Origin of the sequence: Streptomyces pseudovenezuelae, assembly GCF_029892565.1 — a bacterium.
GTDB lineage: Bacteria > Actinomycetota > Actinomycetes > Streptomycetales > Streptomycetaceae > Streptomyces > Streptomyces pseudovenezuelae_A.
Window position 1 is genome coordinate 447,731 of the sequence record NZ_JARXVH010000002.1, and the last position, 15,548, is coordinate 463,278.

The 15,548-nt window shown below is 66.6% G+C and carries 17 protein-coding genes; 9 read left to right on the forward strand and 8 right to left on the reverse strand.

Features of this window, described 5'->3' with window-relative positions; all coding sequences use genetic code 11:
* Window positions 1-90: 90 nt before the first annotated feature.
* Window positions 91-597 carry a hypothetical protein gene (locus M2283_RS06745; protein WP_280875149.1) on the reverse strand — a complete coding sequence of 169 codons (507 nt, stop codon included), beginning with the start codon at window positions 595-597 and terminating at the stop codon, window positions 91-93.
* Window positions 598-820: 223 nt separating this feature from the next.
* On the opposite strand from M2283_RS06745, the gene M2283_RS06750 reads away from it, so the two are divergent.
* The 6 genes from M2283_RS06750 (at window position 821) to M2283_RS06775 (ending at window position 4,760) form a co-directional block, all read left to right on the forward strand.
* On the forward strand, window positions 821-1,507 hold the full coding sequence (locus tag M2283_RS06750) for a hypothetical protein (RefSeq protein WP_280875150.1): 687 nt from the start codon (window positions 821-823) through the stop codon (window positions 1,505-1,507).
* 186 nt (window positions 1,508-1,693) lie between these two features.
* Window positions 1,694-2,107, forward strand: coding sequence for a head decoration protein (locus M2283_RS06755; protein WP_280875152.1), 414 nt, complete (start codon window positions 1,694-1,696; stop codon window positions 2,105-2,107).
* Window positions 2,108-2,119: 12 nt separating this feature from the next.
* Entirely contained in the window at window positions 2,120-3,163 is a 1,044-nt protein-coding gene (locus M2283_RS06760; RefSeq protein ID WP_280875153.1) for a major capsid protein, read from the forward strand.
* Between the two features lie 12 nt (window positions 3,164-3,175).
* Window positions 3,176-3,538, forward strand: a complete 363-nt coding sequence (locus M2283_RS06765) for a hypothetical protein (protein WP_280875154.1) — start codon at window positions 3,176-3,178, stop codon at window positions 3,536-3,538.
* Window positions 3,539-3,611: 73 nt separating this feature from the next.
* Window positions 3,612-3,938, forward strand: coding sequence for a hypothetical protein (locus M2283_RS06770; RefSeq protein ID WP_280875156.1), 327 nt, complete (start codon window positions 3,612-3,614; stop codon window positions 3,936-3,938).
* A 6-nt stretch (window positions 3,939-3,944) separates the two neighbouring features.
* The gene (locus tag M2283_RS06775) at window positions 3,945-4,760 is read left to right on the forward strand and encodes a hypothetical protein (protein WP_280875158.1); all 816 of its coding nucleotides are present in this window, start codon (window positions 3,945-3,947) and stop codon (window positions 4,758-4,760) included.
* 12 nt (window positions 4,761-4,772) lie between these two features.
* Here the strand turns inward: M2283_RS06775 and M2283_RS06780 are convergent, their stop codons facing one another.
* Together M2283_RS06780 and M2283_RS06785 are read right to left on the reverse strand one after the other, a co-directional pair.
* Complete coding sequence (locus M2283_RS06780) at window positions 4,773-5,882, reverse strand: hypothetical protein (RefSeq protein ID WP_280875159.1); 1,110 nt, start codon at window positions 5,880-5,882, stop codon at window positions 4,773-4,775.
* Between the two features lie 489 nt (window positions 5,883-6,371).
* Complete coding sequence (locus M2283_RS06785) at window positions 6,372-6,764, reverse strand: DUF6233 domain-containing protein (RefSeq protein ID WP_280875161.1); 393 nt, start codon at window positions 6,762-6,764, stop codon at window positions 6,372-6,374.
* A 43-nt stretch (window positions 6,765-6,807) separates the two neighbouring features.
* On the opposite strand from M2283_RS06785, the gene M2283_RS06790 reads away from it, so the two are divergent.
* Window positions 6,808-7,812 (forward strand): DNA polymerase Y family protein, encoded by a 1,005-nt coding sequence (locus tag M2283_RS06790; RefSeq protein ID WP_280875162.1) that lies wholly within the window; start codon window positions 6,808-6,810, stop codon window positions 7,810-7,812.
* A gap of 433 nt (window positions 7,813-8,245) precedes the next feature.
* Window positions 8,246-8,905, forward strand: coding sequence for a hypothetical protein (locus tag M2283_RS06795; protein ID WP_280875163.1), 660 nt, complete (start codon window positions 8,246-8,248; stop codon window positions 8,903-8,905).
* 41 nt (window positions 8,906-8,946) lie between these two features.
* On the opposite strand, the gene M2283_RS06800 is transcribed toward M2283_RS06795, so the two are convergent.
* Window positions 8,947-9,177: a hypothetical protein gene (locus M2283_RS06800; protein ID WP_280875165.1), complete on the reverse strand. Its 231-nt coding sequence runs from the start codon at window positions 9,175-9,177 to the stop codon at window positions 8,947-8,949.
* 478 nt (window positions 9,178-9,655) lie between these two features.
* On the opposite strand from M2283_RS06800, the gene M2283_RS06805 reads away from it, so the two are divergent.
* The gene (locus M2283_RS06805; RefSeq protein ID WP_280875167.1) at window positions 9,656-10,501 is read left to right on the forward strand and encodes a hypothetical protein; all 846 of its coding nucleotides are present in this window, start codon (window positions 9,656-9,658) and stop codon (window positions 10,499-10,501) included.
* A 315-nt stretch (window positions 10,502-10,816) separates the two neighbouring features.
* On the opposite strand, the gene M2283_RS06810 is transcribed toward M2283_RS06805, so the two are convergent.
* From M2283_RS06810 to M2283_RS06825, 4 genes are all read right to left on the reverse strand, one after another.
* Window positions 10,817-11,023 carry a hypothetical protein gene (locus tag M2283_RS06810; protein ID WP_280875168.1) on the reverse strand — a complete coding sequence of 69 codons (207 nt, stop codon included), beginning with the start codon at window positions 11,021-11,023 and terminating at the stop codon, window positions 10,817-10,819.
* A 290-nt stretch (window positions 11,024-11,313) separates the two neighbouring features.
* Window positions 11,314-12,003 (reverse strand): HNH endonuclease family protein, encoded by a 690-nt coding sequence (locus tag M2283_RS06815; RefSeq protein WP_280875170.1) that lies wholly within the window; start codon window positions 12,001-12,003, stop codon window positions 11,314-11,316.
* Window positions 12,004-13,342: 1,339 nt separating this feature from the next.
* The gene (locus M2283_RS06820; protein ID WP_280875171.1) at window positions 13,343-13,966 is read right to left on the reverse strand and encodes a 2'-5' RNA ligase family protein; all 624 of its coding nucleotides are present in this window, start codon (window positions 13,964-13,966) and stop codon (window positions 13,343-13,345) included.
* A 14-nt stretch (window positions 13,967-13,980) separates the two neighbouring features.
* The gene (locus tag M2283_RS06825) at window positions 13,981-15,462 is read right to left on the reverse strand and encodes a helix-turn-helix transcriptional regulator (RefSeq protein WP_280875173.1); all 1,482 of its coding nucleotides are present in this window, start codon (window positions 15,460-15,462) and stop codon (window positions 13,981-13,983) included.
* Window positions 15,463-15,548: the final 86 nt, after the last annotated feature.

The window sequence follows — 15,548 nt, forward strand, 5'->3', positions numbered from 1 at the left end:
GTGGTTTCGGTTGCTTCTGGCCTCGCGGGAGAGGTTCTGGGTGCTGCTGGTGCCGAAGGTGGCGTCTCAGAGGGCTGTTGTGACATGACCTTAGTCCCCTATCATGGAGGGCTCGGGCGGTTCCGGGTCATCTGTGGCGGATGGTTCAATCGGTTCAGGATCATCCCAATCGGGAATGAGATGCCCAAGTATTGCAAATACTTTAGGCTCGGAGTAAATGGGTTTCTGGATCGTCTTTTGAAACCTTCTCCTGTATCTAGCCTTGCTGGCGTTCGGGTGCTTCTTTTGGCGCACCATTTTATGGCCTAGGCCATAATAATCGAGAGCTACCATTTCCTCCGATGTGGAGAGTGTGGTTTTACTGGATGTGGGGCCATTCGAGATCTTGTTTGCACTATATGGGAGGGTTAGAGCCCCCTGCTCGATCTTGGCCCCTGCGAGAGGTACCACTTTCTTCTGCCTCTTCACGAGGACTTGCACAAATATAGGCTTGGCGCGGGTCCTGGCAACGTGGATCGCGATCACTCGGCCGATTCGTTCACCGTCTCTTGTCCTGACAGGGGTGTTCTTGACCGATGTCAGATCGGAGAGTTTCATAAGGCTGCTCCAAGGCTCATACTGCGCAGTCTCTCTGGTGATGCGCCCGCTCGCAGTCAGTCTCCCGGGCCGTTGAGGGTCCAGCTCGCGGATGCCGCCATCTGGGTGAATGGATGGGTTCTTCTGGTTTCGGATGCGCCCGCTGGACGGTGCCTTGATCGGAGTCCTCCAGCTACACTGATCACCGGCGCGGGGGCGCTGGAGACCTGTGGATGGTTCACGTATGACGCGCGCCTCGTTCCCCAATCCGCTCGAACCGGTCGGGCATCGCAGTGACGGGCGGCCGATCTATCCGATTCTCGGGGCCTCGTCCGACGACGACTCCAACCAGTCAGGTGACGAGGACGGCGCCCCGAACAGCGGCGTCACGCAGGAAGACCTCTCGCGGCTGCTGGCCCGCGAGAAGACCCAGGGCGGCCGGGCGGCCGTGAAGAAACTGCTCGGCGACCTCGGGTTCGACAGCTCGGAGGCACTGACCGACTTCATTACCACGAAGCGCGACGCCGACCAGGCCGCGCTTACTGAGATCGAGCGCCGTGAGCAGGCCGCCGAGGAGCTGCTGAGGTCAGCGGAGACACGCGAGGCGCAGGCCCGGGACCGGGAGCGCGCCGCCATCCTGCGTGCTGCCCTGGGAGGACTCGGCGCGACGGGGGACGACCTTGATGACGCGGTCCTCCTGATCGACCGCGCCCTGCACGACCAGCCTGACGCTGGCGAGGCGGCTGTGGCTGCTGCCGCTGACCAACTCAAGGAACGACGCCCCGAGTTGTTCGGCGCTACCCGGGAAACCGTGCCGCCAGCTCCGGGCGGGTCTCCCGCCAGCGGCCCGCCGAAGCGCGGAGGCATTCCGCCCCGGCGCGGGGCGGCGGGTCTCGAAATGGCCCGGCGGCGAGGGCTCATCAGCGACTGACCACGTCGACGAGACATGGCCGTGGGACCACGCCCCTCCAATCGTGGACGCTCTTCCGGAAGCCGGTCGGGCTGATCAGGGACCACGCCCTGGCGCGCTTCGGCCGCCGTCATCTCGTGGACACCGCCCCGCGCCGCTCGCGCCGGGTGCGGGGGCAACCCGATCCGCACCCATGAGGGAGACATCGTGAGCGACTACCAGGTCCTCACCACTGCCACGACGGTCACCGACGACCGGACTTGGCTCGCTTCACTGGACGGCGTCCACGAAGCCCAGACGATCACCGTCGACACCAGCAAGCTGACGGCAGGCACCCACTACACGCCGGGCACGCAGAACCAGCCCCGCCACATCATCAAGTCCGGCATCCCGCTCGGCAAGATCACTGCATCCGGCCTGTACGCGCCCTACAACGCCGCGGCCAGTGACGGCACTCAGGTCCTCGCCGGATTCCTCGTTGCCGAGACCGCGTTCACTCCCGGCTCGACGAAGACCGCGGGTGCACTGCTGTGGCGTGGCGAGGTGCAGGCGTCGAAGCTGCCCGTCGCCTTCGCGCCGCCGGCCGCCGCGAACACGACCGCGTTCATCCACTACCGGTAAGGAGGCAGCCCCATGGCACTTGAGAAGCTTCTTGAGGCGATCGTCCCCGAGGACATCCAGGCGTTCATCCGAGCGATCACCACGCCGGAGGACTACCTCCTCACCCGCGAGGTGTTCGCCGAACGGAACATCGACAACGTCAAGTTCCGTACGAAGAGCAGCAAGCGGCGCGTGAACGCGGCGAAGTTCCGCGCGTGGGAAGCCGCCCCGTCGCTAGCCAGGCGGCGCGCGGAGCAGGTCATCAACGAAGGCATGCTGCCCTGGGTCGGCCAGGAATTGCCCTTCTCCGAGCTCCAGATCATCCTGGCGGCCGTCGACCGCGGCCAGGACACCAGCGAGTTCCTCGACCTGCTCTACGACGACCTGGAACAGCACGTGGAGGCCACGAAGGCCGCCATGGAGATCGCCGCCGGACAGATGCTGTCCACCGGTGTGGTGTCCCTGCCCGGAGTCGCCCTCGATGTCGACTGGAAGGTGCCGGCCGCCAACCGGCCGACGGTCGCGGTGCCGTGGTCCCAGTCGGATGCAGCCACCCCGATCACCGACGAACTGGCGTGGATCCAGTACCTGAAGAGCATCGGCGCACCGCGCCCCGAGCAGGTCATCTCCTCGGAGAAGGCGCTGTCGCTGCTCGGGGCCACGGCGGAATACCGGGCCGCGTTCCACAACTCGCCGTCCACCGAGCAGATTCCGACGGGGATGCTCGCTCCGGAGGAGGTCAACCGGGTCCGCGCCAAGTACAACCTGCCGCCCGTGACCGCCTACGACGTGCAGGCGTACGACAGCAGCGACACCCTGGTGCGCACGACCCCGGAGTCGCTGTGGGCGATGATCCCTCCGCGTCGCGAACAGTGGGGCGAGACCCAGTACGGTCTGACCGCCGAGGCGATCGAGCTGCGAGGTAAGGGAGTCATCACGGCCGAGGAGGCCCCCGGCATCGTGATCACCACCCACGTGCAGACGCGTACCCCCGTCCAGTTGTCCACGATCTCCGCCGCTGCTGCGATGCCCGTGCTGTACGTGCCGGACATCCACATCGCCGCGACGGTCTTCTAACGGGAGCTGGTCATGGCGAAGTTGGCGCGCACGGTATTCCTGCGAGACCCCGAGCAGGGCCCGATCCGGCTGGAAGCGGGGGAGGAGGTACCCGAGCGGCTCGCCCCGCTCATCCCGAACCCGGCCGCGTGGTCGGGGGAGGCGCCCTCACCGGATGAGGCCAACCCGAGCCCGGTCGGCGCGGATGGCGATATGGAAGAGCTGCCGAGCGTGGCGGATCCTGCCTCGGAGCCGGAGCCGGAGCCGGAGCCGGAGCCGGAGCCGGAGCCGGAGCCGGAGCCGGAGCCGGAGCCGGAGCCGGAGCCGGAGCCGGAGCCGGAGCCCACCAAGGCTCCGAGGCGACGCACCGCCAAGGCGGCCGGTGCGGGTGCGTAGGTAGCGGCCCATCACCAGTGAGGCTCGGCACCGTCACGGTGTCGAGCCTCACCTCGTACGACAGGAGCATTTGATGGACATCGCTGTACGGTCCTGGCTGCTGGCTCAGCTCGGCCCCACCACGGACACCGCCGACTTGGACGCACGCTACGCGCGCCTATCCTCCGCTCGCGCTGTCGCAAACGAGATCCTGGCCGAGCGGCGCGCGAAGCTCCTTTCCGACCCGCTCCGTATGACCGTGGACGGTGTGGTCACCATCGACCAGAGCAACAACCTCGCGGGGCTCGAACGCCAGATCACCGCGCTCGTGGACCTGGTCGCACCGGATGAGCTGGCTGAGGGTGAGGAAAGCACCGACCTCGTGACCGCGCCGCTGCTGCGTGCTCGCCGGGGACGGTAGATCGGCATGCCGTATGAGTGGCCACCACTGGTGCCCGGAGACCCGGACGAGATCGCGCGCCGCGTCGCGGCCGTACTCGAAGATGCCTGGCAGCGACTCGCCGCTCAACAGCGCGCCGTCCTCACGCAGTTCGCCGACAACGCGAGGGCGCCGCACACCGTGGCGACACTGGAGGAGTTCAAACAGGCGATAAGCGCCTTCCGCCAACGCGTCGACCAGGAGGCCCGGCAGTTCGTCCAACGGCAACTACCGCACCTGTACGCCGCTGGCGCTCAAGCCGCTGCCGAAGCCCTCAACGTGACCTTCACCTGGACCACCTTCCACCGCGACGCCCTACAGTCCCTCGCAGCCGACTCCTATGCCGACTTCCTGCGCCGCTCCCAGGAGGCCGAGCGAATGGCCAGCCAGTTCTATCGGGCGATGCGAGAGGCGGCCCGCCGAGAGGTCCCGCTGCTTGCGGCGGGCAACGTGACGGCGAAGCAGGCCGCGAAGAATCTGGCGGACAGACTCGCCGCTGAGCACAAGCTGACTCACGTCGTCTACCGGAACGGCGCTCGCGTCCCGGTCCGCGCCTGGGCCGAGGCCGCCACCCTCGCCAAGTCGGCCGTCGCCTACAACGCCGGCACCCTCAACCGCACCCGCCAGGCAGGCGTCACCATGGTCGAGGTCTTCGACGGCCTCGACTGCGGCTGGACCACCCATCAGGACACCGACAAGGCCAACCGCACAGTGCGAACCGTCGAGGACGCCGCGGAATGGCCGATCTCCCATCCGCGCTGCCGGCGTGGGTTCGGTCCACGGCCAGATCTGACGGCGGCCTGACGTATCCAGAGGTCAGGGTCGCCGGTGAGGCACCTGATCCAACTTTCCGTCCAAGGCGGCGCCGATCAGTCGATGCGCCAGGCGCTGCACCGCAGCAGGCTGACCTTCGAGATTGCTCTCGACCTCGTTCGACGGCATATCGAGGACACGCCGGATCTCGGCCGTCAGCGCGGGAAAAGGTTCCAAGGCGGTCGCCATGGTGTCCAAGTTCTCCTGCCATCCGGCACGGATCATCGCGACGACCATCGGCACGAGCAGCATCACGAACTCCGGATGGTCGTCGAGGTGCCCGACCCTTTCCATGCCGGCGTAGTTGTCGTTGCCGAACACGGCGCCGATCATCCTGGCAACGAGCGGCAGGAACCGGAACAGCATCGCTACGAGCTGCCGAGCCGACTCCAGCTCCGCATCCGTTGCGTCCACGAGGGTCTCCGCCATCCTCGGCAGTGAGATGACCTGCGCCGCATCGAACAGATCCTGCGCCGGACCGACCAGCCATGGCCCGCCACCGTCCACGCGCTGCCGACGTCCCGGCGAGACACCGAGAACCCTTTCGACGGTCGCGGCTTCCTCCTCGGTAGTGTCGAGCGTCTCCCCGAACGCGAACAGCCGCAGCATCAACTCGACCGCGTTGGTGCGCTCTGAAGCCGTCACCCGTACCGGCCGCGGCAGGGCGTTCGGTCCCCGCCGTGCAGCCAGAGTCGAAGCGATGGAGTTCAGCGCGGCCTCGCGTTCCGATGCCGGATCCAGGCCCCGGCGCGAGGCCTCCGCCTCGAGTTCGCGTTCCAGCGTCTGGGCCATCGTGGTCAGGCTGGTACTCACTGATTCACGCACGGCGCTGGTCCCGATAGGAAAGCCGTCCAGCCACAGCAGCACCCGCAGCACGTTGCGGTCCTTCGTGTGCTCGCGCCAGCGCATGAGACTCACCAACTGCCGCTCCGTGCCGGGCGGGTACAGCCACACGGGCTTGCGACCTCGATTCGGCCCGCGCTTAGGGGTTGGGAGCAGGCCTTGTGCACGGGAACGGAACTCCTCCAGCATCCGCTCGCTTACGAGGTGTCCGGCTGTGGCTGCGGCCTGGAGCAGATCGTCGCTCTCGATACCTGCGGGGTCGACATTCATAGGGAGAGCGTAGCCCTGCAAGTACTCCCAGCAGAGTGCCTGCTAACTCCTTCGCGCCGAGTACTCCCACGGGATGCCCCGATAACTTGCAAACCGGCCCTACCCCCTTGCTACCTGCATGTTCGTCCTGCTCTGCTGAGAACGCAGGCCCCCTCTCGGGGCGAAGCCAACACACATGCAGAAAGGCAATATCGTGCCCAAGAAGATCACTGCGGCGATCGTAGGATCCTGCGCTCACGCGATCGCTAAGAGATGGGCGCTCCAGAACGGACTACAGGAATGGGAGGCTGCCGCGCTTGCGTGGGTGGCAGGCGCGGTCGTTTCAGCCGCAGTCATGCGCGCGTGAGGGCTGTCCGACCCGAGAATCCTCGGTCACACGCGAGAGTGGGCCCCGTACCCGATGCCGGTACGGGGCCCACTGCGCGCCCCACAACGGGGGCGAGGAGGGCCGCGCCGACCTGCGGACGAGTGCCACAAAGGAAGTGCTGGCTAGTCGGTGATGTGCAGTGCGGTGTCTGGGCGGCAGATCGGGCAGGCAGGCACCCCATCGACGGTGAGGAGGCGGCGGGCGCCATCCTGGTCGACCTGCCGTCTTCGGCGGCCGGCCATGCCACAGTCGCCGACGTGCACGGACTGCGGGTGCCCTGTGGCGCGGTTGAGTTCGAGGATCCAGTCAGGTACTGGCGGGCGGTGCGTCCGGCGGTGCTCCTCTTCGGCCTGACGCTGTTCCAGTGCGGCGATCTTGCGGTCGATGCGGGCCAGCCACATGGCATTCCAGGTCCGCAGCGTCTGGAGCCGCTCTAGGTCGTCCGGAAGATCCCGCGAGTTATCGAACGCATTTTCCACTCTAGACGCGCGACGCTGACCTTCACGCTCGCGCATTCGATCGAATGTTCGATAGCGTGGCGGGGGAGGTGAGTGCCGGATGAGTGCTACGTCGACGGAGCGTCGGCCGGGTGTGGTGATGCATGTGCGCTGCCCGGACCGGCTACCGGAGGAGACCTACCGACAAGTCCTGGAACAGCTGGCGGAGTTGTCGCCAGTGGTGCAGGCCCTGCCGCCCACGGCGGCCCTGGTCGACCTGCGCGGCGCGCTGCGCTACCACGGCGCGACCGCATCCCACCTGGGGGAGATCCTGCGGCTACGGACGGTCTCCCGCTACGGCGTCGACGTCCGCGTCGGGATTGGCCCGACCATCACCGTCGCTGCGACCGCCTCCGCGCAGGTCCGACATCCGGGCGGCGTCTTGGCCATCGAGGCCGCTGACGTCGCAGACTGGCTCGCCCTACTCCTGGTGGAGGAACTCCACGGCATCGGCCCCCGCCAGGCCGCCACCCTTCGGCACTACGGCGTCGACCGCGTCGGCCTGCTCGCCGCACTGCCGGCCGAGACCGTGCAGCGCCTGCTGGGGCGAGCGGGCCGTGCGGCCGTCGATCGGGCCCGCGGTATAGACCCCCGGACCGTCACCCCACGCCGCTTGCCAGCCTCCGTCAGCGTCCGTCACCGGTTCCCCCACGACGTCCTCGACGGCGCCGTGGCGCGCTCGGCCCTGCTGGGCCTCGTCGTGCAGCTCGGTGCCGAGCTGCGCCGCCGCGGGCAGGCCGCGCGGGCTCTCACGCTCACGCTGACCTTTGCCGGAGGGCCGGCGTGGGAGAAGACCCGTCGCCTGGCCGAGCCGTCCGGGCACGAGGACGACCTGCGGCAGCTCACCTACCAGCTCATGGATGCCGCAGGTCTCCAGCGAGGTCGGCTGACCGGTCTCGCGCTGCGCGGCGAGGACCTGGTCGACGGCGACCGGGTCGCCGAACAGCTCAGTCTCGACGCTGCCCGGCAGACGCGGCTCGTTGCCGAGATCGCGGTCGACCGGATCCGCGAGAAGTTCGGGCCCGGCGCGATCGGCCCGGCCGCCACCTACCGGTCGGCCTCTTGACCTCCCTGCCGAAGGCCAGCGGGGGGAGTGTCAACGACATCATCGCGTGAGCGACGCCGCAGGCGCCCATGATGGGCAAGCTCGGCCCGGACAGTGAGCGAGCGGGCGGTCCCTGCTCGCCTCGGTCTCCGCACCTCCGACGTGGCGGCGTGGCCTGCGGACGGCTCATGACCCACGTCGCCGAGGTCACTGTGAGAGCTGAGTGATCGCCTGCCGGGGCTGGGGCGGCGACGGTACGCATGAGACGCGTGACTACTGTGTCGCGCATCACGCACGTTCGGCGAGGGAGAACGGGTGGACGTTCGACAAGGCACGCCATGGTGGTACGGCATACCACCGGTCGCGGTCACTTTGATCACGTACAGCATCGTCGGGATCACGATCTTCCTGACGCTTTCCGGCTCTGCGGAGAGCCGGGGAGCGACGGCCCTAGGTGTCGGGCTGGGGGCTGGCTGGGCAGCGTCCTTCGTCCAGGGCGCGGCCCGACAGCGACACGATCGGCAATCCCGAGCACGGGTGTAGCCTCCAAATGGCCGTCCGGTCGGCGGACGGTTTCAACCATGTCCATTCGGAGGACGCCATGGCCTTGAGCCGTCTTGCCCAAGAATTCGCCGCCGAGATCGCCCAGCATGACTGGTCGGACGCCCCCTGGCGGATGGACCGAGCGGGCCACAGCCGCACCAGCGACTCCCCCTCCCGCCGTACCGAGCAGGTCCTCACCGAAGAAGAGACTGACCGGGTACGCACCAACGTCATGTGGGTTGCTGCGCAGGTGCTTGGCCACGCCGATCCGCAGTTCGACGTCCACGAGTTCGCAGAGGCGTGCGGCGTCAACACCAGCCGTGCGGCTAAGAGTTCCTGGATCGAGAACGGTCTTCGTACACAGGTCGGCCTGTACATGCAGCCCGGCACGCGGAAGTTCGACCCGCTCACCGAGGTCGTCACCACCGACACCAGCGACGCCTACCACGCGAGCACGAACTGCACCCTCTTCCGCCGGGGATACCAGCACGCCCCGATCCGTCGCTTTGCGCCCGGCGAGGTGCCGGCGAACCGCAAGCCGTGCCAGTGCATCACTTTGAACCGCACCTGAGGTAGCGAGAGCCCCGCCGCCGTGGTGCGGCGGGGGCTCGTTCAGCCTGCCCAACCCACGTCGTACACCTCGATGCCGTCGATGTACGCGGCGAAGGCGACCCACGACAGCGGCCCCCAGCAGAGTGCGCCGTGCCGACCGCCGGGCGGCGGCCAAATGGCCGGCCGGACCAGGGCCGCCGCGATCGTCTCAAAGATCTCCTGCTGGCCTTTGTCCGGGAGGTTGGCCAGCGCATCCTCCACCCGAAACGCTAGATCGACCCTGTACGTCATCGCGCACCCCCGTACTCGTGATCGCTGAGGCAGCAACGTACGGCGAAGCGTCGAAGCGCGTGACGGCCTGTGGATAACCGCGAATGCCTGTGGATAGCTCACCGCAACCGCAACCGCAACCGCAACCGCAACCGCAACCGCAACCGCAACCGCGTCACCGTCACAACTTCCTTGATGCTTGGGCGAGTTCAAGTGTCAGGAAGGGTGCCTGTTGAGCACGTGACACGTGGTGCGAGTTCCGGACCCGGGCTGGTGGGGCGCAGACGAGGGGACCCTGCGGGGCCAATGCCGGGTGATCCGAGACAGCCTGACTCCACCAGCGCACAGAGACCTCGCGCTGTCCGGATGGCTCGGGGTCGCAGCCATGCGCGGACAGCATTCCGTTCCTTATCGGGCTGACAGAGATCCCCGAAACCGGAGAAAAGCAGAATGAATAACTCTGAATCGGGCTACACGCAGGTGGCGTAGTGTGACGCCGGTGAAGACAGTGCGCTTCCCTGAGTATCGACAGTACGAGCAGATACGCACCAGGGCCAATAACGCCGTGATGGGCTTGCTGGCTGGCGCGGGCATGGCCTCGCACCTGCTGCAGCTGACCGAGGGCTCCGATCGGCTGTTGTCGGAAATTTTCCCCAACGTCCCCCACATCAAGAGACTTGACATGAAGTCCGTCTCTGCCAGAGCGATCCTCTCCTCAGGTGATGTGCACCTCGGTGCGATGACAGTTCCATACGTCCTCGGCATCCACGAAGACTTCATAAAGACCTGCCTCGGGATGCTCCAGCAAGCTGGCTACACCTTGTCAAAGCAGGACATCAAGTACATCAAGGCCTGGACGCAGCACGAGGAAATCGAGAGGGTTGCTGGCGGCAACTTCTCAGCTGTTGAACTCCAGCAATTTCACACGCTGCGGCTGATGCGCAACTGTTCGATCCACGCTGGTGGGTTGGTCGACCGCGACCTCGCCGATCACTTGGCCGTCTGGGACGCCGCATCGGAAGCGGGGTGGATCGCCCGGGCTGGTCGATCACCGCGGACCGTGCAGTTGGGGGACAAGGTCGAGTTCGGACACGGCGAGATCGTGGCTGCCTTGGCGTGCACCAAGGCCCTGGCTCGCGAAGCCAACGTGCTGCTTCAGTCGGCTCTCACCCGCGATGCCTGGGCAGATCTAGTTGTCGAAGACGCCGCCGGGGAGCTCCCCGGGGTGCTGAAAGAGCCGGCTCCGCAGCGGCAGAAGAGGATCAAGGGCTTTGCGCGCTTCCACTACTTGCCGCTTTCCCTGACTGAAACTGAGATCGCGGACGCCATCACGCGAGCCAGCTGATCGACCGCAAAAACGCTGATGCCCGTTCCTGACGGAACGGGCATCAGCCAAAGAAAGGCGGGCTCTACCAATTGAGCTACAGCCATAAATGGCCGCCGGGTTTTGAAGCCGGATCACCGCGACTCTGCGAAGTTCTCGGTCGTGAACCGATGGGGCCTACGCCCAACTCCTACACGACGCGAGACTCTACCAGACCTGACAGGCGGGTGCTCCGACTTGGACCGGGTGGCCGCTTCTCGTCTCCGCCTACGGTGAAGGCCACGTCTGTCGGGGGCTGTCTGGTAAGGATCGGCGAGTGATGGGCAAGGGAACTGCCTACCCTGGCTGAACCGGCGACTCGGTCACCGACGTAGGCGCAGGGGCCTGCGGGGCAGCTCCCGCGGCCGGCGCCCCCAGGAGCGCGTAGAGCGCGGCGAGCACGGCGCAGCCTGTCATCAGGGCGGCGCCGAGCTTCTCGTCCCGGTACGCGAGCACCACGGACGTGATGACAAGGGCGAGGGTCACAACGGGCGTGAGGGACACGCGATGTCCTTTGTTCAAGCGCGGCCGTCGTGTCCTCCCGGATCCCGATGGCGGGGCGTTCCTGTGTTGCCAGGAACGATGCCAAGGATAAAAGGACTCGGGAGACCCAATTGGCGTCTGCTATGGCCGACCGCATGCGGCGCCTCGGCCGGCGCCGGACAGCGGGGCAGGCAACTGTCGTACGACAGAGGCGAATTCGGCCAGATGCGGTGTGCCGGAGACGGCAGGTATGGGACCGTGGCAGTCATCTGGCCCGTCGCTTTCCCCCGTAGCGGCGGGCCGGACCAGTTTCAGCGGGCGAAGACGACGGAGATGGGCTGATCGGGACAGCTGCTCAACGCCTCGGACAGTGCGGCGTGTTCGGCGGGGTCGACGGTCAGACCCCACCTGGATTTGTCGGCGACCCAGTCGGTCACGTACTGGCAGCGGTAGCCGAGGGCGGGCGGCTGCCAAGTGCTCGGGTCCTGGTCAGACTTGCTGCGGTTCGAAGCGGCGGAGACCGCGATCAAGGCGCGCGCGTCGTCCAGATCGTTGGCGTACGCCTGGCGTTCCTGGGCTGTCCAGCCGGAGGCGCCGGAGTCCCAGGCCTCGGCGAGGGGGACGAGGTGGTCGATGTCGAGGGCGCGTGCGTCGTTGAAGTACTTGTCGTCGTACGGGGAGTACCACTGGCCGCCGGTCAGCGTGCAGTTCGGTCCCTGCTGCGGGGCGAGGAGCGCCTCGGATTTGAGGACCTCCTGGCGGGTGTTGCAGCCGTCGCGATCGGCGTCGATCCAGTGACGGAACTTGCTGCGTTCGTAGCCGGCCCTACTCTCGTCCTGGACGGGGAGCGCCGCCAGGGCGTCGCGGACGGGCAGCGTCAGGGTGTCGCCGGGAGCGATCGCGCGCTCGGATGTGACGGCGTGGGCGGTGGCGGGGGAGAGCAGGACGGCGAGCGCGGACAGCGTGGCGGCAGCCGTACGGGCGGCGAGGGTGAAGCGCACGACGGGGACTCCCTCTCGAAGATCACTAACGGTCATGATCTTCGTAGCGGGATGGCATCCGTACCGTCAGGCGATCCGCCGCCGTCTCACCCGCTCGGGCGGTAAGTCACACCGATCATAGAACTCCGCTTGTTGTTGAAGGATCGACGAGTGAACTACGGATCCAGATGGGACAGTTGGGCGCCTCTGGCAGCAGTGAACAGGGGAGGAGTGCATGCGCCGCGTGGGCCGGGAGCAACGAGTGACGCTGCGGTTGAGTCGCCAGAGGCCGGGCCGGGTGAGGCAGCGGCAAAGAACTGACGGGCCGGAGGGCGCGAGGAGGCCCCGCCAGTGGCGCGACCTCACAGTGGTAGGGGGGCTAGTGACCGTCCTGCTCGCCGTTCCGGGGACCGTGTGGGCAGTGCTTGTCGCTCAAGACCAACTCCATCAGTCGCAAGAGGCGGAGACCAAGTCGGAACGCGCTCAGGCATCCCGGGTATCCACCTGGGCAATTCAGGATGCGCACGGCAAGTGGTCCCTGCACCTTACGAATCGGAGCCCCGACCCCGTCACCAACGTGGCACTGACCTTCGTGGTGGTAGGCACGCGCACGAAGGCGGCAGCTGGCCATTCGCCGGCGATTTGGGTGGGCTATTCGCTCTCGTTGACTAGTGTGCCTCCCTGCACTGACTTGACGATCAGCCAAGACCAGCTCGTGTACAGCGAAAAGCTGAGCCCCACCCTAGAGAGCCTTCACAGCTTCGCCTCGCCCTACTTGTGGGGGCTGCCGAATGCTGAGGGATGGCGCTCGGTAGAAGGTGAGCTTCCCATCTTGGAAAGCGGTGGCTTGCAATTCACAGATCGAGACGGATTGACCTGGGTACGCCACGATGGGCGGCTGACTCAAGGGGCGCCCGCTCTGAAACCCCTTCCTGGGGTGCAGGGTGGCGTAAAGGGCATGCCATCGGCCCACGCTGTTGAGCAGTGTGACGACACGGATAGCTGAGCCTGGGCTCCGCGATGGTCCGTACGAACTCGCTGGGCTGGCCAGCTTCTAAACGCCGAACACCGGGACGGCAAGCGCCCGGACAGGGGTTGAGGAGCAGGTCGTCCCGATATCCGTGTCCCGGCGAGCCTCAGAGCCGCCACGGTGCCCGGTTGTACGGCGTTCGCGCCCAGGAGGAGTGCCACGATCACGGCGGCCCGCACCGTCCGCGCGGAACCCCACTGCCCACCCTTTGTAGATGTGCTCGCGGATCGTGCCTTCCTCGATCATGCCGAGGGCGAGCACCGCAATGTGGGGCGCGGGGGTCTTGCCTCCCCTGGCACAGGCGGCAAGACCCCGCTTGGCAGAAGGCTGTCAGCCGAGCGGCACTTTCGCGAAGGTCTCCCACTCGTACATCTGGTTGTCCCGGTGGATGACGATGAGTTCCGCAGTGGAGATGCGAGCATGCGCTGGCGGGAGGTTGAGATTGGCGAGGGCCTCCGTGATGGGCTCAGCGGGACCGTCTTCCGCGCTGTAGGCCACGGAGACGTGCGGAGTGAAGCCCGCAGCCTTCTCTGGGACCTCGCCGAGAACCTCTCCAATGGCCTCCCGAATGGCGTCTCTAACGGCCCGGACAGGGCCGTCGGGGTGGACATGCAGGAGCACGGCCTCGGGGTCCAACACCTCCGGTCCGATCCGGACGTCGAAGGCCGAGATAGCGGCCAAGCGCGTTTGGGCTGTATCCACGATGCTGTGGACGTCCTGCTCTTTGGTCTCGCCCACGAAGCCGATGCCCTGCATGGTCAGGTGCAGCCATTGGTCGGGGATTGGGGTGAGTATCTCTCCGAGGGGTGCGAGCGCGGAACGGTACTCGGCAGCGAGCCGGTGCACGTCGTCCTGGCGCTCGAACGTCAGGTGCCAGGTGTAGAAGCGGCGGCCTACACTCCAGCCGGGCCGCCACCACCAGTGGTTCCGCATGGTCTCGGGTTGAGTCTTCATAGCTTGGGATCAAATCAGGGAGAGCCCTCTCCTGGCGAGAGTGCAAAATGTCGCGGAGCGGAGTGCACGCAGAACTCTTCGACGGCTTGTCGCAGGCCGACGGTCGCGGTGCCGCTGGCGCGAGGCCGACCGATGCTTGTGAACAGTTCGCTGAGGCGGCGGGTCACGGGCTCCATGCGATGGTCCGGCGGGAGGGCGAGGACAGGCGTGAGGGCTTCGAGAGCGCCCTCCGCTTCCCCGCTGGCGAGATGGGCTGCGGCCTGACTGATGTGGATCTGTGCCTCAGTGCCGTAAGCCCTGACCGGCTGTACGGCCAGGAGGGCAATAGCGTTGTCTGCGGATCTCAAGGCGTCGGTGTGGCGACCAACACGCAGTTGAACGGCTGCGGCGTAGTTCTCCTGCCGTGCGGGCTGACAGGCGAAGATGCCCCCGATCTCGTCTTGGCTACTCATAGCGGCGCGTACGTCTTCAGCATGGGCGAGCGCCGCCAATGCCTCGTCTTGGGCACCCAGTTCCGACCAGGCATCGGCCTCTTGGCAGGCGAGAAGCACTGCCACAGTGCCCGTCGTGCGGTAGGTGGCACCACGCCGGGCGAAGTTGATCGCCTCCCGGAGACGGCCATCCCAAAACGCCACCTTGGAGCGAGTTGAAAGCACCCAGGCACGCAGGTTGTTGTGCCCAGCCAGCTCGGCGCACAGCCACGCCGTCCGACCCTGGGTATCTGCGTCGCGCAACTGTCCCAAGTCGGAGGACATCCATGCCAGGAGCCCGCACAGGTAACCGGCCGCGACGTATAGGTCGGTCGACTGGCGAGGGTACTGGTGGCCTTCGAGGAGAGCGAAGACGCGGTCACGTAGTGCTCGGGTGCGGACGAAGAGCGCGACGGGATCTGAAGTGAGGTAGTCCGAGGCGAGCGACCGAGTCTCGGCCATGAGTTGCTCGAGGGCGATATCGCCGACGTTTGAGGCCTCCGCCCATTGCGCCCACGTCGCGGACTCGTCGGCGGCAAGACGCACGAGATGAGACCCGGTCGGTTCAGACGGGGCAACGATGGACGATGCCGCGGCCGGCGTGCCCGACGGTTCGGTGGTTGACAAGCGATGGGTGAGCAGGTGCAGGTCTGCCTCGGGGAGGACGCGCCGGTCTTCCAGGTCCAGCAAGTCCTCTACGCGGCATGAGTAGGCCTCCGCCATGGCAAACAGGACTGAGAGGCTCGGCCGACGTGAGGAAGGGCCCGGCCATTTCTCCCACTTGCCAACGAGCGATGCGTCGGCGGCGACGGACTCGCCGAGGCGTCTGGTGCTTCCTTGGGTGATGCGATCGGCTGCCTCTTGAAGGGTCCAGCCGTGGGCGTGCCGGCACGCTTCTCTGGGACGCATCTTGAAGCGGGTGCGCATCTCGATAGCGATATCGGCGAGCGCGCATCCGGCGGCAGCCATGTCGTGGCGGAGAGCATCCCGATCTGCCTTGGAACCGGGTTTCGAGGGGGCGTTCATGGGCGTGCTCCCTTTGCGGTGTCGTGGACTCAAGGTAGCTGCGTCATCGATCGATCGGGTGGGCGTGAACCGGGAGATCGGGGATA

Coding starts and splice junctions, on each gene's coding strand:
- M2283_RS06785 (WP_280875161.1), bottom strand. CDS start 6,764: ATGCGCGAGCGTGAAGGTCAGCGTCGCGCGTCTAGAGTGGAAAATGCG.
- M2283_RS06825 (WP_280875173.1), bottom strand. CDS start 15,462: ATGAACGCCCCCTCGAAACCCGGTTCCAAGGCAGATCGGGATGCTCTC.
- M2283_RS06800 (WP_280875165.1), bottom strand. CDS start 9,177: ATGACGTACAGGGTCGATCTAGCGTTTCGGGTGGAGGATGCGCTGGCC.
- M2283_RS06780 (WP_280875159.1), bottom strand. CDS start 5,882: ATGAATGTCGACCCCGCAGGTATCGAGAGCGACGATCTGCTCCAGGCC.
- M2283_RS06745 (WP_280875149.1), bottom strand. CDS start 597: ATGAAACTCTCCGATCTGACATCGGTCAAGAACACCCCTGTCAGGACA.
- M2283_RS06790 (WP_280875162.1), top strand. CDS start 6,808: ATGAGTGCTACGTCGACGGAGCGTCGGCCGGGTGTGGTGATGCATGTG.
- M2283_RS06820 (WP_280875171.1), bottom strand. CDS start 13,966: ATGAAGACTCAACCCGAGACCATGCGGAACCACTGGTGGTGGCGGCCC.
- M2283_RS06750 (WP_280875150.1), top strand. CDS start 821: ATGACGCGCGCCTCGTTCCCCAATCCGCTCGAACCGGTCGGGCATCGC.
- M2283_RS06775 (WP_280875158.1), top strand. CDS start 3,945: ATGCCGTATGAGTGGCCACCACTGGTGCCCGGAGACCCGGACGAGATC.
- M2283_RS06765 (WP_280875154.1), top strand. CDS start 3,176: ATGGCGAAGTTGGCGCGCACGGTATTCCTGCGAGACCCCGAGCAGGGC.
- M2283_RS06760 (WP_280875153.1), top strand. CDS start 2,120: ATGGCACTTGAGAAGCTTCTTGAGGCGATCGTCCCCGAGGACATCCAG.
- M2283_RS06770 (WP_280875156.1), top strand. CDS start 3,612: ATGGACATCGCTGTACGGTCCTGGCTGCTGGCTCAGCTCGGCCCCACC.